Here is a 19,260-nt window from a genome sequence, read left to right as displayed (position 1 = left end):
AGAATTACAGTGTGGTTTCATAAAAAACAACAATATCATTACCAAGCGTGGATATTTTGAGTGTATTGTTATTTCCATTGTTCCAGGTTATTACAATTGACTGTAGGATTTTGTCTTCAATTTCTTCTCCTTTCTGATATAAGACCTCCCATTTATATTCGTTGCCTTCGCTATCTTTAAAGCTAGATGTCCCTTCACGCAGTGCTGTATTTAATTTAAAAACCGATTTAAAACTTCCGATATGTTGTATCAGGTTATAAACTGCGAATATATTGGTATTTGGTATCTGCACAGTCTCCGAGGAATTTGCATCATAACCTGAGGTCACCGTTAGAAGTATCCCGTTTTGAAATATTTGCCTTGAAATGTAATTGTCATGCTCACTTTCGCTCAAGGATTCAGCTATTTTGCCACTTTCCCATTTATTGGCGAAGGGTTGAGCGAATTGTTTCAACCAATCAGAAAGCTTATCGGTATTCTCCTTTGGTGGCTGTATGGTTGCTAAATTATCTTTTATAACATACCCCTTGACATTATTATGTGTTACTTTCATCCAATAAGTTCTTGCTCCATTTACGACCACTGAATTGTCGAGCATGGTCAGCTTATCTGTATCAGAATTATTGAAGGTTACTTTAGAACCATAGGTGACGGTCGTTAGAACCTTTGCGTGTTCGTTGGGACTTTCATAAAGTTTCACTCCCTCAGACAGTGTCGCATAATAGGTTTTGGGTACTTGCTGTGCAAATGCATTTAAGCTAAAAACAAATACTAAAAAACTGAAAATCCAAGTTTTTTTATGAATGAATGTTTTGAGGCTTGCCATAGAGATAATTTATTTTATGAATAAAACTGATCGCTTCATCAAAATTGAAACCGCCGAAGGCAGCATGAATGCCTTAAAGGGAAAATTGACGAATGAATAAACAAATTTATATAGATGAAATATAGCTATAATTGTAATTTTATTCTATAGAATTTTATTTTAAATTACAATGAATGGGCGGGTTGCTTTTTTTACCCTTCAAGATTTACAGGTATGATTAGAAAAATTGAAACGAGCGATTATCAAAATCTGATCCAAATATGGGAGAGTGCTGTGTTGAACACACATGATTTTCTGAAAGAGGAGGATTTTAATTATTATAAGGCGCAAATTCCAACCTATTTTGAGCATGTTGCCTTGTTGGGCTATGAGGAAAATGGCGTATTAGTTGCTTTTATGGGAATTTCTGGAGAGAACCTTGAAATGTTATTTATTCACAATGATTTTCGTGGTAAAGGAATTGGAAAACAACTCATTTACCATGCAATAAAATATTTGGAAGTGGCTAACGTAGATGTAAATGAGCAAAATATTCAAGCCGTGGATTTTTACAAGCATATCGGATTTAAAGTTCTTAAAAGGTCCGCATTGGACGGACAAGGTGAAGAATATCCGATCCTACACATGGGATTAGAAGCTACTCTTAATTGAAAAGGCTGTCTGTCAGTTAATTCACGCTGTAGCGAATCAACGGAGATTGACGTTTGGATATTATGCTGATCAAATAGATAGATTATGAAACCATCATGATTTATTCAAACCGAGTGAAAAGAGCTCATGAATACCATTGAAAATAAATACTTATGAATAACGCCTTAAAGAGATAATTGATTAATGAATAAACAAATTTATATAGATGAAAAATTACTTGAACTTATTCCTCCTATCCATGGTTTTTATTACTGTTGGAGCTTGTAAAAGCAATGACGATAATGTATTCTGTGCCGAGATTTATATTCCAATGGTAAGTAACATTAATTATCTAAATGAAAATGGAAAGGATTTAATATTTAGCGACAGCCCGCTTTATCCTGTCGAAGGAATCAAAATATATAAAATAGCGCCAAACGATCAACATATTTCCTTTTCTTTTACAATAAACAGAGCGCAAAAGTTTATTGCCGTTAATTTAGAAAAAATAGAAAATGGAACGTTCTATATACAACTCAAACCCGGTGTAATAGACAGAATAAGCTATACATCTAAAATTGATGAAGGTGATCCCTGCAGAGATTATAAACTAACGGAGTTGAAGCAAAATGATAAAGCGGGTCAATATGATAAAAAAACGCAGGTTTGGACTTTTAGAAAATAGGATTACTGAAATTTCTATTGATCGATTTTTCTTGGGAGAACTTCTATCAACATCAAAGTCAGAATAGCAATGTAGCAAGTTTCGGATTTTATCTTTTTAACTTTCAAGATAGCTTTGTGTTAACTAAATACATCAAGCGATATGCAGATTTTTAAAGATAAGGTCATTCTCATTACGGGAGCCAACAGAGGAATAGGTAGGGCACTCGTAAAGACTTCACTAAACAATGGGGCAAGAAAGGTATATGCTACCTGTAGAGATTTAAATACAATGCCAGTATTTGATGATAGCAGGGTTGTAACATTGTCCTTGGATATAATAGATGATAAGCAGATTACGATGGTTGCAACGGTCGCCCAGGACACTGAAATCCTCATCAATAATGCGGGCGTTTTAAGTGCAGGAAATATTTTGGAAGGCGATCTGTTGGGAATGAATAATGATATGAAGGTAAATTATTTTGGAACAATAAAGATGATGCGCGCGTTTGCTCCTATTCTGAGCAAGAATAAGCCATCGAAAATAATAAACATTGTTTCAATTGCAGCTTATTCGCCTTTACCAACTATTGCCGGATATGCCGCTTCAAAAGCAGCTCTCTTTTCTGCAACACAATCTGTCAGAATTGAATTGGCTAAAAAAGGAATTGCTGTTTATGCAGTCAATCCAGGAGCAATTGATACGGATATGAATAAAGGAAGTGATTGGGATATGCCAGGTCCGGATAGTATAGCGTTAAAGATATTGGAATATGTATCTGAGGGTAAATTTGATATTGTTCCTGATGAGATGGGGCAAGGGATGTACAATACCTGGCGAGAAGATCCTTCTAAACTAGCAAAGATTTTTTCAGATTTATACTATGCAGAAAATACGAACGAAAGACATTAAGCACAATCTTCACATGAGCCTGATTTTTAACCCGTCGAATTCGACGGATTAAAAATTAGGCTCATGATCTCAAATAATCGAACTAACATCATTAATCGGCAGGCTGTCATTGCAATATCAGTTAAAATAGACCGTGGTTGTATTGGATTGTTTCATTGTCAGTATCTAAACTGGTACACTAATCCCTTGTTTAATTCACTATAAAACACTATCTTTTTTATAATTTTAAAACTTAGAAACAAGGAATAGTAATGTCATTAATAGATTTATCAAAACGTGTAGCGCTAGGCATAGATATCGGGGGTACCAATACGAAATTCGGGGTAGTCAATCATCGGGGTGAGGTACTTGAAAAAGGAAGCATAAGAACGAATGAGTATGAGCATGTTGAAGAGTTTATAGATGCTTTGTATGCGAAAGCTTATCCTCTCATCGAAATGTTTGGCGGTGGGGATAACTTTGACGGAATTGGAGTTGGTGCTCCCGATGCGAATTATTACACAGGGACAATAGACCATGCCCCCAATCTTCCGTGGAAAGGCGTGATTCGATTTAGTGATTTAATGACTGCTAAATTTAATATTCCCTGTACAATAACCAACGATGCGAATGCCGCAGCCTATGGTGAAATGCTTTTTGGGGCAGCACGAGGAATGAAGGATTTTATTATGATCACTTTAGGAACAGGCGTAGGAAGTGGCATTGTAGCTGGCGGGAAACTTATTTATGGACATGATGGGTTTGCTGGAGAATTAGGACATACAATTGTCAAACCGGGAGGAAGAAAGCATTGGAGCACAGGTTCTGAAGGAAGTCTGGAAGCCTATGCTTCTGCAACGGGAATCACAATTACTGCGAAGAAAATGAGAGCTGAATTTCCGGAGTCAATGCTGAATCAATATCCCGAAGACGCCATTAACTCCAAAACTGTTCATGAATGTGCGGAAAAAGGTGATCCCATTGCCATTGAAGTCTTTAGGTATACTGGCCAGAAATTGGGGGAAGCATTGGCAAATTTTGTGATGTTCTCCTCTCCCGAAGCTATTTTGCTGTTTGGTGGTGTAATTAAAGCTGGTGATTTTATTTTAAAACCTGCGAAGTTGCACATGGAAAGAAATCTTTTTCCCTTATTTAGAAATAAGGTGAAACTGGTTTTCAGTGAACTGGAGGAAGCAGATGCAGCCATTCTCGGGGCTAGTGCTTTGGTTTGGGAAAAGTAATTATAATGATGCATATTTAATTTGTGGGAGAGAGGCCGAGTTTTTGCTATTAAAGGGCATAGTATTTGCTTAACTTATTCTTTAAAAATTGAAAACTTTCTACACAATTAAAAGATAAATTTAAATAGATGAAAAAGACCATTTTACTTTTTGTATTGCTCTGCACTGCTTTTTTTTCGAAAGCAGATCAACTTTCGGCATTAACACAGGCGCAGGCAGAGAAAGCTGTTGGATATCTCAAGAAGGAAGCAGTTGTAGTTTTGTGGTGCAGCTGTTGTGATAATGAAACACCGAAAAAAGTTACCGTTAACGAGGTGTTTTTTAAAAAAGATAGTGAGGGGAAATATTATTCTGTCATATTAAAAGGTAGAGATGAAAGTGGAAAGGAAGTTGAAGAATATTTAGACCTAGCCTATGTGTTTGTGAAAAAAGGTAAAAAAGCAAAGAGCCTAGGTAAGGTATTAAAATTTGAGTGCGACCCCTGTACAAAACCTTTCGACTGGTCAGCTTAAGTTATAACAACAATTTTGAGTCTGTGGAGCTAACACGCACAGCGATTGATAATTAAAAAAAATCAGCATCGAATCTTCCATGCTGATTTTTTTTAGAAAGGTACTGAACACTAATTTGAGGTATTACCTTCTGGATATCAAAATATATTGAAATGCCAATTTTGATACAAACCTTACTTAGTGCAGTTTCAAAAACATGTATCCGAGAATTTCACTTAATACCTATCTGTAATCTATTCTGTTTGCCTCAGTATCTTCGAGCTGCCTTAAAATAGATTGAGGAATTTCATCGCTGTCAATTGGGAAGCTGATCGAATCGGAGATAAACGTTTTTCTTTCTGCTTTTTGAAATATTTCAAAAAGCGCAATTGGTTCCTGATTAAAGCTGATACATGTACTTATAAAATGCAATTCAAAGAGCTTATATTCTGGGTTTTTAAGCTTTTCATTGATGTCTTTTATTCTCGAAATAAAATGCCGCTGGCGGATAAATGTATTGCTGTTCATTATGATAAAGACATAGTCTGAATATGCCGTTACCTTCCCGAAATATTTGTGGTGATCTCCACCACTTCGTTCGATAAAATATTCATCAGAAGTTTCAGACTTGTAGATCTCCATCGCCGAACGCCATATCCGATCCTCTTTGGCCTGTAGAATATTGTCTGGAAGATTCCTGTTATAGGAATACCAGCATCCCACCAACCGATCCAAAAGCAATGTATTCTGCTTTGCATTGTTCATATTAATCCTCAGATCATTAAAATTAAATGCTTCCGTATTTGAATTAATAAAATCAATATAATTTGCATAGCCTAAAACTCTGACGATTAAACTCAGTTTTGCTAAATTAGGTTTGCTTAGAATGGTGGTCTTATTCTGGTAATACTTCTTTAGTTTGTTGATTATCAGGTGTTCATAAAGATAGTTGGAGCCAAGTATTTCAGGTTCTTTTTTGATGCTTTTTTCTGTATTGTCCTTGATAATTAATTCATTAAGCTCTGCAACGATGTAAGACCATTCGGTTTTTGTGACATCTTCCCAATGATTTTTCTTCAAAAAATGCATGCTCAGAAAATTCATTAATTTCTCAAGATGCAGGATATCTTCTTTTTTCATCCGTTTTTGTATAAGACTAATTTAAGATTTATTTACAACATAAAGAGACTGTTGCAGGACTTTTATATTTTCTAATCAAAGCATATTTGAATAAGAAATAGAACTTAAAATTTAAAACAATGGAAACAAACACCATACTACAGAATGATTCTCTCTGGAGCAGGCTTCAGAAGTTTTCGTTAGACAGTCCAGATGTTGATCTTCCTTTTTCAAAGAAACTGGCCAAAGAAGAAAACTGGACTTTGGACTTTACAAAAAAAGCGATAGAAGAGTATAAGAAGTTTGTCTATCTCTGTTGTATTTTGCCAAACGGCGCTTCACCAAGTGAAATCGTAGATAAAGTCTGGCATATGCATCTTATGTATACTCAAAACTATTGGGAGGAATTCTGTCCCGAGATTTTGAAAAGAAAGTTACATCATCACCCATCAAAAGGCGGCGTCGCAGAAAAAAGCAGGCACAAAAAATGGTTTGTAGATACGTTGGCCAGCTATAGAGAAATTTTTAATCAAGATGCACCTAACGATATTTGGAATAATGACGCGAAGCCTTCGGGACTGAGCTGGCTTAAAAGATTGAAGTTGGTTCCCTGTTTTGCATTGCTGTTGATGATGACATCTTGTATAGGAGAAGTTATTAATACGTTGACAGTCATGGTGGTGCTGGTCGTTAGCATCTCATTTTTGCTGGGGTTTTTCTCATGGATTTTTGGTGGTACTACTACAAAAAATCAAAAAAATGGTAACAATACCAATTCTGATAGCGGAAGTTGCGCTACTACGGGGGGAAGCTGTAGCGGAGGTGGAAGTTGTGGTGGCGGATGTGGCGGATGCGGGGGCTGTGGTGGATGTGGCGGTTGAGACCTGCACTTATACCGCTGAAGGCAACGTGGACCGAGTGAGCTGAACGATTGAGCTCATGAATACCATTGCAAATAAATACTTATGAATAATACCTTATCTAAAAATAATTGATGAACAAATAATTCAGACAGATGAAAAAAATACTATTTCACTCGGCTACAATTGCAATAAGTATGATCTGGCTTGTAATAAACCATCAAACTTACAATCCATTTTCTTTGAAAGGACCTGAATTTTTAAAGTTTTATTTGATCCTCTTATCCGGATTTTATCTTTCAGTTTTTAGCTTTAACTATTTACGGCAGACTATTTCGAATACAACATTTTACTTTATGATAGTCATTCTTGTTTCGGGAGTGATAAAAATAACAATTGGTCTTTTTTTAGGAAAACCAGTTGGTTATCTTATCATCCTGTTAATAATACAATTTATAGCTATGAACCTATGTGGTTTTATTGGAGGAACAACCCAGAGAAAAATTTGATAATATTTTAAATCCCGAACCAGATGCCAATAACTATTACTCCATTCCCCACAAACGATGCATTTGCAGGAAATAGAGTAATAGACAGTATATGTTTAGATGTGTTGTTTGAAGGGATTCTTTATGTTCTCATTTTTTTATTTCCTTCAAAGTGGATCATCCATGCAATGCCGAATTTATCCTGAAAGGATGCAAATAATTCAGCGAAAAACTGTTCGCCCAAAGGCATTTCCATATTTTGGGCGCCTGCCGAAAGTTTATCATAAAGTTCTGTGGCCTCTGTGGCAGATTGAGCGTCCAGCATCAAATAACTGCCTGTTCCAAAGGTCGCTTTCTGTCCGAAACTCTCCAAACAATCTGAGCCCATTAGCATAACCGAACCGTTGATATTGAGTGCCGTATGCATAATTTTATTCTTGTCAGCATCTGCAATTGGATGTTCGGGATCCCCTGGCATGTCGCCGAAACGATGAACGCCGATTAGTGGAGTATTAAATACTGTTTTGTAGAAGTCAAATGCTGCTTCGCAGTTGCCATTGAAATTCAAATACGCGTGTAATAATGCCATGATAATATAATTTTAGTTGAATATCTCAAAGATAAATGCGTAGATGACAACTGCCTGTCAACAGCTACAAAAATGATTGTTTTCACTAATAAGCTCGCGTTTTTTTCATTTCGACCATCCAGTATATGATACTGTCGATAACATTAAAAAGGAAAACAACCACAACCCAAAGAAGTTTCTTGTCATTAGCAAACTTATTGTTGGTAACAATATTGTAAAGTGTATAAATGACTAGGAACTGTGGAATTAATAGGAAAAGAAGAATTAGTTCTTGTGTCCCGATGTTTAGAAATAATAGGTTCATATCCAAATTGGTTATATCTAATACTTAGCTTATTAGGTTAATAGCGCTAACACTAATATAGCGAATTTATTTATTTCATTATTTATCCGCTTGGTTTTTTATCGTAATTGGACTTGTCTGATTTAATGGGACATGGATTACTGCTGTAGGGGTGAACTCAGATAATTCTGGAGTATTTTAGAATAAAAAAATCCTCCTGCGATTTTAAACTCAGGAGGATTTCAGTGCGGAAGAAGGGACTCGAACCCCCACGCCTTGCGGCGCCAGATCCTAAGTCTGGTGCGGCTACCAATTACGCCACTTCCGCATTAGGATTTCTTTTGATGTCGCAAATATATAAACCTAAGCTATATCTTGCAAGTATTCTGCTTACATTCGTTGTACAGGGCAGATTATGAGTCAGATATTTTTAATTAGGATTTTTTCTAGCACTGGATGGACTTTATTATTCCTCTTTTTTAAAGCTGTCGAACTTGATGGGTTTAGGCTGTTATATTGGACTCTCAAAACTATTTTTTTGTCGTTATGGAATTTGAAAATTTGTCTCATCCCTATCTTGAAAAAATAAAATTGTGCGAAACTAACTCAATAAGTTGGTTTGATTTAATTTCTTTATTTCTAAATGAACTATAGCCAAAATAACATTAAATATGAACTGGAGACTCTTTGCAATTAGCCTTTTTCTCTATAGCTGATGATTTATCGAATGAAGAAGTTGTAGATAAAACACTGGCATATATTCCTTTCGTACTTTAAATAAAGTGTAATAATTATAAAATAGATGATGAAAACAACGCTCAAATGGTTATTGTATACTATAGTGGTTTTTTTTGCTCTTTGTGCATTGAGCTATCATAATGATACGGATAATGATGGTAGCCTCAATTTCGGTTTTCCATTAGTGATTTATCATAAAGCAGTCTATGTATTTTTGGTAGCAACCAATACGATTGGACAGTCAGAGGAGTATCATCCCTTGCACCTTTTCATAGATGCTGTTTTTGCCGTTGCTGTTTCCCTTGTATTTATCACTGTGGGTAGCTGGCTAAAAAAAAGAAAGTATAATAATCGCGATGGAATAACACGGATGTTTTAAAATATAAAAATGACAATACAAGGTTACATTCATTTTTATCTGGTGCCTATCAACTTATGCACATGGTCAACAATTAGGTATCAAAGAATTGCCTTACCTTTTGTATAATGGTACCGTCATTGAAGAACTTTATCAGATCAAAGGTGCCGTCAAATCAGTACAAACTACCGTTACCTAGTTCCAATCTGTAGCTGCGGTCAATCCGCTGAATAAAAAGCAGATTTATGTTATCCATGTGACTGTTGATGGCAAGTTAAAATTTATGCCCTACCTTTTTTTAACGTCTGCTTTCCAGGTTTCAAACTTATTGCGTAGGGCCGTTATAGCATTGATGTTTTCATTTTCTCCGGTTACGACTAGATTGATTGATAAATTTTGAGGATTATCACTTGGTTTTGCGACGCTAATGAAGGCGCTTGCGGCTTTACGTTCGCCACATCGTTTGTCCCCCCCCAATTCTGCTCCCGCTTCAAGTGCGCGCATTAAAATTTCCGCTATACTTAAGTGCTCTTTTTGCCCTTTTAATACTGCATCTAGAATTGCTTTCAACTCGCCAGGATCGGCTAATATATTTCCCTGAATCGAAACCCCATTTGCTGTCAAACTTCCCTTAAAAGGAGATGCCGATGTACCTGTATAAGAGACAGGGGTCGATAAATCATATAAGCAAACAATCGCATATTGTTGGTTTTCGGGATCAAAGACGGGATCTCGTAGGGCACTCAGAATTTTTTCGGGAGCAATACCTTGCTGAACCATTGTAGTTCCTTTTTTTCTAGCATTATTATTGCTCATTGCCTGAACCACAACTGCTCCCTTTCCAGGAACGATAGTGCCAATTCCATAAACGCTGTAGGTACATGAAGCCCCAGCAATTCCAATTTCTTTTGTTTTGGGATCTATTATAATAATTGACCATGTCGCAAATGCCTGTAATGTATAGCACATAGCCAAAAATGCAAGAAAAATTCCCTTGGATAGTTTCATAACGATCACTGTTTAAAATGAACTAAAAAAAAGACTATAATAAAGTTAATCCATTTTTCAATAGTAAACCTACTTCCAGATTGAAAACTGTTCGATTTGATTCTCAGCTAATTGTTTATCTCCATCAAATAACCTATAGATAGATCTGTTTTTTTCAATTTCGAATGTAAGTTGGATGCTGTACCTGTTTAGTGGTGGCGTATGATAGCGGGTATAAGCCTGACGTAATGTTGGAAATCTAAATGAATAACAAGTTATGATAATCGTTGGCAAGTATGACTATATCAGGTATGATTATATCAAGAATGACGAGTTGTAGCTATTTATGACAATACTACTTATTGTCGGTGTTCCTGCCGATAGGCAATCGGAGATTTTCCGGTTTGCTGTTTAAAGTAGCGGTTGAAGTTCGAGAGATTGTTAAATCCTGAGCTCGTACAGATGGCAGAGACACTCTCATTTCCATCACGCAATAGCTTACAGGCATGTTCGATTCTGACTTCAATGAGAAAGTCAAAATAGCTCCTTCCTGTACGAGACTTAAAATAGTGGCAAAAAGCATTTGGAACCATATATACTATACTTGCAATGTCACTTAGCTTGATGTCTTTGTAAAAATTGTCCATGGTGTACAAGTAGATCCTGCTCAAACGTGTTTCGTCTATTTTCTTAAAGGGTTTGATATCCTCATTTTCGTAGCTCTGAGGGATATCTTGGCTTGCACTGATTTCATTTATTAGCAATAGTAACAAAGGTAGCTGTTCGTAGCTTTCACAGCTTTCTAGCTTCTTGAGTTTCCTTATTGCACGCGTTTTTGTTCGTCCTTCGAGTTGCAATCCGACCTTTGAAGCTGTTAGTAGCTTGCTTAATAAGTTGTTTTCAGGGAGATTGAGGAAATCTTGCCCTAATTTGTTGGGGTCAAAATGTAATGTCAAGAGCTTGAGAGGTACTGGTGTCCTACCGTGCTTCATTGCATAGTCATAATAGCGGTTCGTTTCGAATTTGAACATGTGTGGCGCATTTGCGCCAATTAGGATGATCGTACCGCTGGAAATTCTTTTGGAAGATTGACCTATTGAAAACGTTCCCTCGCCCGAACAGATATAAATCAGCTCGAGTTCACGATGGCTGTGGAAGCTGTTTGCTGCATGGTAAATATCAGCAGTTGCTAAGGTAAACATCGAATTTTTCGTTAGGATTGTCTGTCCAAAATAGTTTTCCATTTATATAATATAAATACAAATATGCTTATGATGTAAATAAAATTATTAAAATAATATCAGTTTGTCTTAATATTTAACAAATGACTTCAAAAAATGCAGCCTAACTTCGTGTAAAATAATTGTATAATGAACAACAACAGATTTACAATGCGCCTGATTGAAGCCTCTATTGAGGATATTGATTTGGTAGGAGGGAAGAGTGCTTCCTTAGGAGAAATGTTACAGCATTTGAAACCTTTAGGAGTAAATGTTCCAGATGGATTTATTGTGACCAGTCAGGCTTACTTTCAGTTTATCACCGACAATCAACTGGATCAGAAAATTAAAGATATACTGAAGGGCATTGACAGTACAAACCTGAGGGAGCTGACCAGTTGCGGAGGTAGGATCAGAACATTGATTCAGCAAGGTATTTTCACACCGGCAATGGAACAGGAGATCCTCGCCGCCTACGAAGAGCTTATCGGTTTGGAGAATATACAGGACTTTGGTGTTGCGGTCCGTTCTTCCGCTACTGCAGAAGATCTCCCCGATGCCTCATTTGCCGGTCAGCAGGATACCTATTTAAATATTAGGGGTCGGCAAGATCTGTTGGGAGCGATTAAAAATTGTTTTGCCTCTCTTTTCACGGATCGAGCGATCAGTTATAGAGAAGCATTTAATTTTGGACATTTTAATATAGGACTTTCTGTATGTATACAACAGATGGTACGATCTGACTTAGGAGCTTCAGGAGTCGCTTTTTCTATTGATACAGAAAGTGGTTTTAAAGATGCCGTGATTATGAATGGATCTTATGGATTGGGCGAACTTCTTGTGCAAGGGATGGTGAATCCGGACGAATTTATTGTATACAAACCTTTGTTAAAAAGAGGTTACGCATCGATTGTAGAAAAGAAGCTAGGGAGCAAACAATTACAGATGATTTACAGTGTTTCAGGAAGTGAAACAGTGAAGGTGATAGATACGCCAGTGGAAAGCACGAAGCGATTTTGTCTAAGCGATGCACAAATCCTTCAGCTATCCAAATGGGTGTGTATTATTGAAGAGTATTATACCGCGCTCAAAGGAAAATGGTGTCCTATGGACGTAGAATGGGCTCTTGACGGTTTGAAAGGTGATTTATACATTGTTCAGGCAAGACCTGAGACCATCCATTCACTGAAAAAATCCAATTGTATTACGGAATATAAAATCAATGCGAAAAACAGGTCCTCGCAGGTTCTACTAAAAGGTATTGCGGTGGGAGACAAGATTGCTTCCGGGAGAGTTCATAATTTCAAAGGCGTCAATAAGCAAAATATACAAGAGATCAACTTTAATCCAGGTGATATCATGGTTGCGGAGATAACCGATCCCGACTGGGAGCCAATTATGAAAAAGGCAGCTGCAATAATCACCAACAAAGGTGGACGGACATGTCATGCTGCTATTGTTGCCCGTGAATTGGGGGTGCCCGCTATCGTGGGCTGTGATGGAGCGACAGAAACATTGCTTAGCGGACAGGAAGTTACTGTTTCATGTGCAGAAGGGGATGCAGGGTTCATTTACCAAGGACAGATTCCATATAGTAAGCATGAACATGATCTTTCTGACCTACCTGATGTGAGTACGCCAATAATGATGAATATTGGATCTCCAGATATCGCCTTTCAATATGCGGAGTATCCTGCAAAAGGAGTAGGTTTGGCACGGGAGGAATTTATTATCAACAACTATATCAAGATTCATCCCATGGCGCTCTTAAAACATCGGGAACTCAATGATATCGAATTGAGCAATTACATCAGCTCGCTTATTACCGGTTATGCAGATGAACAGCAATATTTCATTGAAAAGCTGTCCTACGGAATCGGTAAAATTGCTTCGGCTTATTATCCAAATAAGGTAATCGTTCGTTTTTCAGATTTTAAAACCAATGAATACTATAATATGCCCGGTGGAAAGCACTTTGAACCCGGAGAGGAAAATCCAATGATTGGTTGGAGGGGAGCTTCGAGATATTATTCAGCGGCCTATAAGGCGGCTTTTGGGATGGAATGTAGAGCGATAAAAAGAGTTCGCGAAATAATGGGGCTAGACAATGTCGTCGTTATGATCCCATTTTGCCGTACAGTAGATGAGTTGCTGCGGGTTTATCAGGTGATGGAGGAATTTGGTCTTAAACGGGGTCAAAAGGGTATGGAAGTCTATCTGATGGCGGAAGTGCCTTCCAATATCATCCTTGCTGAAGAGTTCGCTCGTTATATCGATGGATTCTCCATTGGATCGAATGATCTTACCCAGTTGGTACTTGGATTGGATCGCGATTCAGCCTTAGTCTCCGGTTTATATAATGAGCGCAATGCTGCGGTCAAAATAATGATTGCGAACCTTATTCGCACCGCAAAGAGACAAGGAGTCAAGGTCGGTATCTGCGGTCAAGGTCCATCCGATTATCCGGATTTTGCCCAGTTTCTGGTCGAAGAAGGTATAGATTCTATTTCCGTTACACCCGATTCCTTTATGAAAACAGTGAAAGCCGTCAAAGAAATCGAAGAGAAGTTGGTCGCTTATTAACGCGAAAAATACTCCCGGGATCAAAATCTCGGGAGTATTTCTTATATAAAAAATATTCTACCATGATTTTTCCTATAGTTACTTGGATTCTGTCTGGTTTACTAAATCCGGAAAAAATGAGACCCGCTCTTCCCCCAGAGAAAAGCGTTCGAAATCTTTCAGCAGCCTTGTCTAGGCGCTGTTTATACCTAAATTTTTTTATAAATCAAGCTAAAATGATTAGAAGCAATTACTATTAAACGCCAAGAACAAGCCTGTTCAATGGGGCTTAATGGAATATGTCGTATATTGCTATCCGATTTAAACCAAATAAGTATTCAATGAAAAGATTGATTTATATAATTTTAGCTGCCGCTCTGATGTTTGCTGGTTGTGCAGGAATGAAGGGCAAGTCTGATAACGCGGGCTGGAAATCATTATTTGATGGGAAAGATATTAATGATTGGTTTGTCAAAATTCATCACCATGAAGTTGGTGAGAATTATGGGAGCACCTTCAGGGTTGAAGATGGAATTATTAAGATCAGGTACGATCAATATGGTGATTTCAATGATCAGTTTGGTCATTTATATTATAAAACACCATTTTCTTATTATCACTTAAAATTTGAATATCGGTTTGTGGGTGATCTGCACAAAGGAGCACCTTCATATACATTGCGCAATAGCGGTGTCATGTTTCATTCACAAGATCCCCGAACAATGTTGAAAGAGCAAGATTGGCCCATCTCTGTAGAAATGCAACTTTTGGGTGGATTAAGTGATGGCGAACCACGACCTACAGGAAATATGTGTTCTCCGGGGACTAACGTGGTTTACAAAGGTAAGATTGCTTCTTCACATTGTTTAAATTCGACTTCCAAGACTTATGATGGTGATCAATGGGTTCAAGGAGAATTGATTGTATTGGGTGATTCACTGATTAAACATATTATTAACGGTGATACCGTTCTGGAATACTCAAAACCGCAGATCGGAGGGGGAACAGCAAATGGGTATGACCCCAAAATTAAGATCGATGGTAAGTTGTTGAGTAGCGGATTTATCGCCTTGCAAAGTGAGGGGCAACCAGTAGATTTTAAGAATATCTGGATCAAAGAGCTCCCTAAGCCAAGGAGATAAAGATCGCGATGCTTTATTGTTTCTTTTCATATACTAACAATTTTGTAAGCCCTTTTATTGCGATCTATTGATGGGTACCTTTGAAAATACAAAACTTAGCAATATGGATTTAAAAAATAACATCATCGGTTTTCATCATATATCTATTAAAGCCAAGGACTTTGAACATACTGTGGATTTTTATAAGAATTTTGGCTTCGAAATAGTACACAGCTGGTCCTTACCCGATTTCAATTTGGAAAAATGTGTGATGCTTCATAACAGAGCCATCAATTATTACTTGGAGATATGCGATGAAAACGCAGCTATACCAACACAGGGCAGAAAAAGAAGACCGGGTGACGAATACATAGAGAATGCTTTACTTCATATATGTTTCGTTGTAAAAGATGCCGAAGCGGCAAGAAAACAAGCCCTTGAATATGGGGCCAAAGACCTAAGTCAAGGCATGTTTGAGCTGGATTTATCAAATGACACCAAAACTGTTCCTGTGAGAAATAGCTTGGTGTACAGTCCTAATGGGGAAGTGATCGAGTTTCTGGAAAAAATAGATTTTGGTTAATCTTGATCATGAAATGCGGAAAGGTCGATTAAAATTTTTTCAAGCTTCAAGCCTTTATCTGTCAATGTATACATCGACGAAACCTTGCTCTTATTCTTTAAGATCAATCCATCCGCCATTAGTTCGTTCAATTGTTTAGAAAGCGTTCGGTCGCTTATTTCAGGCAGAAGGAGTTTGAACTCAGAATAGCTTGTCTCAGTTTTAAGCAATTTGAATAAAATGGAAAGCTTCCACCGCCCGCTAATTAATGATAATGTTTTAAAGGCACTGCAATATTGTTGTAGTGCTTTTTCATTGATAGCATTGGTCGAATTTTCTTTACGCATATGTATTATATTCTGAAAGACCACAGTTTTGTTTATTGTTACTCCATAATGCTGCGATCATAATTCTCTTGTTAAACATCATTTATTCCATTTTTTTGTACTGTAATGACGATTTTATAGTCCCCTTTTAAATCTTGTGCCCCACGTTCGGCTGTAGGGTAGGGAGTAATATCTTGTAATGCAATGGTATATCCATTGAGATTAGTAGATTTTTGGTAACCCCTTGTTTGCATATCTGTTGTCGCGAGATTCAAAATGATAGGTTTGGCCGCCTTTTCCGTTATTTCAATTTCGGCAACAGCAACTCCCGCCCATATACAATCCACTCCTTTGGGGCAACGACTTTCTTCTAAAATACGGTTGAATTTAATTTGCAGCGGATATTCTTTTAATATTTTTTGTTGTCCCTCGGATAGGTCTATACGTTCGGCCTCTTTCCCATAAACATGAACATTTTTTTGAGAGGTACAACTTGTCAGACTATAGATGCCTAAACTCAAAATGAGAACTTTATGTAACATGATTTTTCCTTTATTGAATTGAACTGATACAAATTTGTGTAATTATTATCCAAAACTAGGCCATATTAAATGAAATTTTAGATATTGACAATAACTAAAGTTCTAGGATAGTTGATCCAAAAGAAAAGTGAATGTGAATTGTGGCTTATAGCCAAGTACATGAGCTGCCTTATCACTTCTGTACACCCGATCTATCGAGGTTGGAAAGCTCCAGCCTTTTTGTTTGTATATTTCAATGGCTTTTGGAATACGCTTGGCGATAACATGCAAAGGATTAGATTTTAGTTCGATTAGATCGTCAATTTCAAAAGGCGAACCACTGGACACATTGAAAATCTGGAAGGATTTAAAGTTGAATTCAACACCGAGTCGAAGAGCTTCAGCGCCATCTCTTTCATCTAATCCTCTATATAAACGATGATTTAACATGAGATTCTCAGATTCCGGAAGGAACCTACCTACGCGATAGACACTGGTCATTATTTGTTCCTTTTCAAAAAAATCCTTACAAAGTTCTTCACATGCTTGTTTTGTAATGTCATAAATATCGCGGGGCTGAGGGGTAAGTTCTTCGGTAACCCATACAGCTTTTTCATTGTCAAGCATGGCATTGCCATATATGGAAGTTGTGCTTGTAAAAAGAAAACGTTTTATTCCATTTTTTACACAGGCATTTAACAAGTTTAATGTCCCTGTAATATTTGTATCTATAAAACGCTGTCGAATATAATTTAAATCCATATGTCTTCCATGCAAAGCTGCCGTATGAACAATTGCATCATAACCAACAGTAAATTCTATAACGGAATCAAGTTGCTGGACATCTAAAAAGTGATTTGTTGTGTTACTTTCCAATAAATCAATTCCAGTGACATCATGTCCTGCCTGACCTAGCGTCTGAACCGTTGTGCTCCCTAGTTTTCCTGCTGAACCTGTTACTAATATGCGCATTTTCGTTTTTTTAGTAAATAAAAGTAAAGATATCACTAATGCTATTTAAAATAGTGAAGTCAGATTATTGTCCTCTTCTCACTATATTTTTTTACTAAGCTATCAGTTGTTCTTTTTTACGGAGGTATTATATTCTAACGTTGATCATTTGAAGTCTATTTTGGAAAGGTCTTCAGATGAGAAAAATGGATTATGGCAGAGAACAATAAAACAGATGAGATCATTATTAATCGATCTGCAGTTTAAGTATTTTATGCGGCTGGTTAGGTATTTTAACTTGTTTTATAATAGCGGCTTGGTTTTATAACATATAATTTTGATCTTTATCCAGTTATAAACGTAAAATTTGAGCCCTTTACACAACCTTCCTGAAGAAACACTGATTCTTTTATTGAAAAAAAAGAACCAACAGGCTTTTAGTTATCTTTATGATAACTATTCCGAGGCACTTTATGGGGTGGTTTGTCGTATTGTGGCTTCAAGTGAGCATGCCGAGGAAGTGATACAGGATGTATTTGTTAAGATCTGGAAGCATGTCGATCTTTTCGACGCTGAGAAAGGCAGGCTCTATACCTGGATGATCAGTATCGCCCGGAATACGGCCCTAGACTACCGAAAATCCAAGGCTGTGTTAAACGAACAAAAAAACCAACCGCTTTCAAATATCGTAAATAGTAAGGAAGAACAGGATCAGACTCAAATTGAGCAGAGCGCCAAAGCAGATTTTATTGGATTCAGAAATATTTTGGATAAATTAAAGCCTGAATGGCGTATCTTAATCGAAATGGCATACTATGAAGGCTATACGCAACAGGAAATTGCTGAACAGCTTGACGTTCCTTTGGGGACGGTCAAAACACGTACCAGAGCTGCGTTTTTACAGCTACAACAATTATTAAAGGAGTATCGTTAGTTTTGGATATTAAAGGATACATATCGTCAGGGATTATTGAATCATATGTCTTGGGGCTTGCTTCGGAAGAGGAAGTGAGTATCTTGAACTGTATTCGAAAAAATAATGTCGAAGTGGAACAGGCCATCGCCGAGGCGGAGAAAACGCTCGAAGAGTTGGCTGATATCCAAGCGATGGCTATGCCTGTGTCTCTAAAAGAGGATATCTGGAATAAACTAAATGCGGAAAATCTCGTTGCATCTAGTGATCCTGCTGAAGGAAATGAGACTGAATCCTCAACAATCGATTATAATATCGAACAGAACTCCGGAGAAAAATCGGAGGCGGTTATTGTGCCACGCAAGTCCTACAATTGGGCAATAGCCGCGAGCGTGTTGCTTGTACTCAGTGTCGGCGCTAATGTGTTGCTGTATCAGCAAAACAATGAAACGAAAGATAAACTGACAAAGACGAGTGCTTCGTTTGATCAGCAACAAGCGAGCTTAGCCACCTTACAAGATAAATGGCGCCTTGTGCAAAATCCTGAAATAAAAACAATTCCGCTAAAAGGGGTTGAAAATAAACCGGATCTTCATGCTTTGGTTTTTTGGGATCAACTTTCGAAAGCAGTGTACCTAAATCTTGAGCAGATGCCTACCGCTCCTAAAGGTAAGCAATATCAATTGTGGGCGATGGTTGATGGTAAGCCGGTGAATGCTGGTGTATTTCCATTGGATGCAAAAGTAGATGGCACAAGCAAAATGCTGGACATCCCCAAAGCACAAGCTTTTGCTATTACACTCGAGGATGAGGGAGGCAAAGATGTGCCAACGCTTAGTGAACTCTATGTCATGGGCGGTATCTAAAAAAATGCCCTGATTCGATAAACAAACCAGGACATGCTAAACAGATAAACTAC

General features: G+C 37.4%; 20 protein-coding genes and 1 tRNA gene. 12 read left to right on the top strand and 9 right to left on the bottom strand.

Going from position 1 to position 19,260, the window contains the following annotated elements:
• Nucleotides 1-4 precede the first annotated feature (4 nt).
• Nucleotides 5-826, bottom strand: coding sequence for an SH3 domain-containing protein (locus M2408_RS15375; RefSeq protein WP_259183195.1), 822 nt, complete (start codon nucleotides 824-826; stop codon nucleotides 5-7).
• Nucleotides 827-1,039: 213 nt separating this feature from the next.
• Here M2408_RS15375 and M2408_RS15370 point away from each other — a divergent pair, with 213 nt between their 5' ends.
• From M2408_RS15370 to M2408_RS15350, 5 genes are all read left to right on the top strand, one after another.
• On the top strand, nucleotides 1,040-1,477 hold the full coding sequence (locus M2408_RS15370) for a GNAT family N-acetyltransferase (protein ID WP_259183194.1): 438 nt from the start codon (nucleotides 1,040-1,042) through the stop codon (nucleotides 1,475-1,477).
• A 205-nt stretch (nucleotides 1,478-1,682) separates the two neighbouring features.
• The gene (locus M2408_RS15365; protein WP_259183193.1) at nucleotides 1,683-2,141 is read left to right on the top strand and encodes a hypothetical protein; all 459 of its coding nucleotides are present in this window, start codon (nucleotides 1,683-1,685) and stop codon (nucleotides 2,139-2,141) included.
• Between the two features lie 141 nt (nucleotides 2,142-2,282).
• Nucleotides 2,283-3,032 (top strand): SDR family NAD(P)-dependent oxidoreductase, encoded by a 750-nt coding sequence (locus M2408_RS15360; protein WP_259183192.1) that lies wholly within the window; start codon nucleotides 2,283-2,285, stop codon nucleotides 3,030-3,032.
• A 251-nt stretch (nucleotides 3,033-3,283) separates the two neighbouring features.
• The gene (locus M2408_RS15355; RefSeq protein ID WP_259183191.1) at nucleotides 3,284-4,252 is read left to right on the top strand and encodes an ROK family protein; all 969 of its coding nucleotides are present in this window, start codon (nucleotides 3,284-3,286) and stop codon (nucleotides 4,250-4,252) included.
• 128 nt (nucleotides 4,253-4,380) lie between these two features.
• Nucleotides 4,381-4,764 carry a hypothetical protein gene (locus tag M2408_RS15350; RefSeq protein ID WP_259183190.1) on the top strand — a complete coding sequence of 128 codons (384 nt, stop codon included), beginning with the start codon at nucleotides 4,381-4,383 and terminating at the stop codon, nucleotides 4,762-4,764.
• A 222-nt stretch (nucleotides 4,765-4,986) separates the two neighbouring features.
• Here M2408_RS15350 and M2408_RS15345 read toward each other — a convergent pair whose 3' ends face one another.
• Complete coding sequence (locus tag M2408_RS15345) at nucleotides 4,987-5,883, bottom strand: hypothetical protein (RefSeq protein WP_120258921.1); 897 nt, start codon at nucleotides 5,881-5,883, stop codon at nucleotides 4,987-4,989.
• A 119-nt stretch (nucleotides 5,884-6,002) separates the two neighbouring features.
• Between M2408_RS15345 and M2408_RS15340 the strand changes: the two genes are divergently transcribed.
• Nucleotides 6,003-6,743 (top strand): hypothetical protein, encoded by a 741-nt coding sequence (locus tag M2408_RS15340; protein WP_259183189.1) that lies wholly within the window; start codon nucleotides 6,003-6,005, stop codon nucleotides 6,741-6,743.
• 609 nt (nucleotides 6,744-7,352) lie between these two features.
• On the opposite strand, the gene M2408_RS15335 is transcribed toward M2408_RS15340, so the two are convergent.
• Complete coding sequence (locus M2408_RS15335) at nucleotides 7,353-7,799, bottom strand: VOC family protein (RefSeq protein ID WP_259183188.1); 447 nt, start codon at nucleotides 7,797-7,799, stop codon at nucleotides 7,353-7,355.
• Between the two features lie 529 nt (nucleotides 7,800-8,328).
• Nucleotides 8,329-8,410, bottom strand: a tRNA-Leu gene (locus tag M2408_RS15330).
• 474 nt (nucleotides 8,411-8,884) lie between these two features.
• Here M2408_RS15330 and M2408_RS15325 point away from each other — a divergent pair.
• Entirely contained in the window at nucleotides 8,885-9,199 is a 315-nt protein-coding gene (locus M2408_RS15325; protein WP_259183187.1) for a hypothetical protein, read from the top strand.
• A 267-nt stretch (nucleotides 9,200-9,466) separates the two neighbouring features.
• On the opposite strand, the gene M2408_RS15320 is transcribed toward M2408_RS15325, so the two are convergent.
• Nucleotides 9,467-10,186, bottom strand: coding sequence for a DUF1028 domain-containing protein (locus M2408_RS15320; RefSeq protein ID WP_259183186.1), 720 nt, complete (start codon nucleotides 10,184-10,186; stop codon nucleotides 9,467-9,469).
• Nucleotides 10,187-10,524: 338 nt separating this feature from the next.
• A complete protein-coding gene (locus tag M2408_RS15315; RefSeq protein ID WP_259183185.1) occupies nucleotides 10,525-11,409 on the bottom strand; it encodes an AraC family transcriptional regulator in 885 nt (294 codons plus the stop codon).
• Nucleotides 11,410-11,535: 126 nt separating this feature from the next.
• Here M2408_RS15315 and ppsA point away from each other — a divergent pair, with 126 nt between their 5' ends.
• The 3 genes from ppsA (at nucleotide 11,536) to M2408_RS15300 (ending at nucleotide 15,651) form a co-directional block, all read left to right on the top strand.
• Nucleotides 11,536-13,968 (top strand): phosphoenolpyruvate synthase, encoded by a 2,433-nt coding sequence (gene ppsA, locus M2408_RS15310; RefSeq protein WP_259183184.1) that lies wholly within the window; start codon nucleotides 11,536-11,538, stop codon nucleotides 13,966-13,968.
• A 320-nt stretch (nucleotides 13,969-14,288) separates the two neighbouring features.
• On the top strand, nucleotides 14,289-15,089 hold the full coding sequence (locus M2408_RS15305) for a DUF1080 domain-containing protein (RefSeq protein WP_259183183.1): 801 nt from the start codon (nucleotides 14,289-14,291) through the stop codon (nucleotides 15,087-15,089).
• 103 nt (nucleotides 15,090-15,192) lie between these two features.
• Complete coding sequence (locus tag M2408_RS15300; protein WP_120259312.1) at nucleotides 15,193-15,651, top strand: VOC family protein; 459 nt, start codon at nucleotides 15,193-15,195, stop codon at nucleotides 15,649-15,651.
• Here the strand turns inward: M2408_RS15300 and M2408_RS15295 are convergent.
• The 3 genes from M2408_RS15295 to M2408_RS15285 form a co-directional block, all read right to left on the bottom strand.
• Nucleotides 15,648-15,977: a helix-turn-helix domain-containing protein gene (locus M2408_RS15295; protein ID WP_120258912.1), complete on the bottom strand. Its 330-nt coding sequence runs from the start codon at nucleotides 15,975-15,977 to the stop codon at nucleotides 15,648-15,650. The genes M2408_RS15300 and M2408_RS15295 overlap by 4 nt on opposite strands.
• 71 nt (nucleotides 15,978-16,048) lie before the next feature.
• Entirely contained in the window at nucleotides 16,049-16,498 is a 450-nt protein-coding gene (locus tag M2408_RS15290; RefSeq protein ID WP_259183182.1) for a hypothetical protein, read from the bottom strand.
• A 102-nt stretch (nucleotides 16,499-16,600) separates the two neighbouring features.
• Nucleotides 16,601-17,449: an NAD(P)-dependent oxidoreductase gene (locus tag M2408_RS15285; RefSeq protein ID WP_259183181.1), complete on the bottom strand. Its 849-nt coding sequence runs from the start codon at nucleotides 17,447-17,449 to the stop codon at nucleotides 16,601-16,603.
• Nucleotides 17,450-17,795: 346 nt separating this feature from the next.
• On the opposite strand from M2408_RS15285, the gene M2408_RS15280 reads away from it, so the two are divergent.
• Nucleotides 17,796-18,362, top strand: a complete 567-nt coding sequence (locus tag M2408_RS15280) for an RNA polymerase sigma factor (protein ID WP_120258909.1) — start codon at nucleotides 17,796-17,798, stop codon at nucleotides 18,360-18,362.
• 2 nt (nucleotides 18,363-18,364) lie between these two features.
• Nucleotides 18,365-19,207 (top strand): anti-sigma factor domain-containing protein, encoded by an 843-nt coding sequence (locus M2408_RS15275; protein ID WP_120258908.1) that lies wholly within the window; start codon nucleotides 18,365-18,367, stop codon nucleotides 19,205-19,207.
• Nucleotides 19,208-19,260: the final 53 nt, after the last annotated feature.

It is taken from the genome of Sphingobacterium sp. BIGb0165, assembly GCF_024810095.1.
Taxonomy (GTDB): domain Bacteria; phylum Bacteroidota; class Bacteroidia; order Sphingobacteriales; family Sphingobacteriaceae; genus Sphingobacterium; species Sphingobacterium detergens.
Note: the sequence above shows the minus strand (reverse complement) of the source record. Positions and strands in the feature narration are given on the sequence as shown.

Coding starts and splice junctions, on each gene's coding strand:
- M2408_RS15375 (WP_259183195.1), bottom strand. CDS start 826: ATGGCAAGCCTCAAAACATTCATTCATAAAAAAACTTGGATTTTCAGT.
- M2408_RS15300 (WP_120259312.1), top strand. CDS start 15,193: ATGGATTTAAAAAATAACATCATCGGTTTTCATCATATATCTATTAAA.
- M2408_RS15360 (WP_259183192.1), top strand. CDS start 2,283: ATGCAGATTTTTAAAGATAAGGTCATTCTCATTACGGGAGCCAACAGA.
- M2408_RS15340 (WP_259183189.1), top strand. CDS start 6,003: ATGGAAACAAACACCATACTACAGAATGATTCTCTCTGGAGCAGGCTT.
- M2408_RS15350 (WP_259183190.1), top strand. CDS start 4,381: ATGAAAAAGACCATTTTACTTTTTGTATTGCTCTGCACTGCTTTTTTT.
- M2408_RS15355 (WP_259183191.1), top strand. CDS start 3,284: ATGTCATTAATAGATTTATCAAAACGTGTAGCGCTAGGCATAGATATC.
- M2408_RS15345 (WP_120258921.1), bottom strand. CDS start 5,883: ATGAAAAAAGAAGATATCCTGCATCTTGAGAAATTAATGAATTTTCTG.
- M2408_RS15325 (WP_259183187.1), top strand. CDS start 8,885: ATGATGAAAACAACGCTCAAATGGTTATTGTATACTATAGTGGTTTTT.
- M2408_RS15290 (WP_259183182.1), bottom strand. CDS start 16,498: ATGTTACATAAAGTTCTCATTTTGAGTTTAGGCATCTATAGTCTGACA.
- M2408_RS15315 (WP_259183185.1), bottom strand. CDS start 11,409: ATGGAAAACTATTTTGGACAGACAATCCTAACGAAAAATTCGATGTTT.
- M2408_RS15320 (WP_259183186.1), bottom strand. CDS start 10,186: ATGAAACTATCCAAGGGAATTTTTCTTGCATTTTTGGCTATGTGCTAT.
- M2408_RS15285 (WP_259183181.1), bottom strand. CDS start 17,449: ATGCGCATATTAGTAACAGGTTCAGCAGGAAAACTAGGGAGCACAACG.
- M2408_RS15335 (WP_259183188.1), bottom strand. CDS start 7,799: ATGGCATTATTACACGCGTATTTGAATTTCAATGGCAACTGCGAAGCA.
- M2408_RS15295 (WP_120258912.1), bottom strand. CDS start 15,977: ATGCGTAAAGAAAATTCGACCAATGCTATCAATGAAAAAGCACTACAA.
- M2408_RS15365 (WP_259183193.1), top strand. CDS start 1,683: ATGAAAAATTACTTGAACTTATTCCTCCTATCCATGGTTTTTATTACT.
- M2408_RS15305 (WP_259183183.1), top strand. CDS start 14,289: ATGAAAAGATTGATTTATATAATTTTAGCTGCCGCTCTGATGTTTGCT.
- M2408_RS15370 (WP_259183194.1), top strand. CDS start 1,040: ATGATTAGAAAAATTGAAACGAGCGATTATCAAAATCTGATCCAAATA.
- ppsA (WP_259183184.1), top strand. CDS start 11,536: ATGAACAACAACAGATTTACAATGCGCCTGATTGAAGCCTCTATTGAG.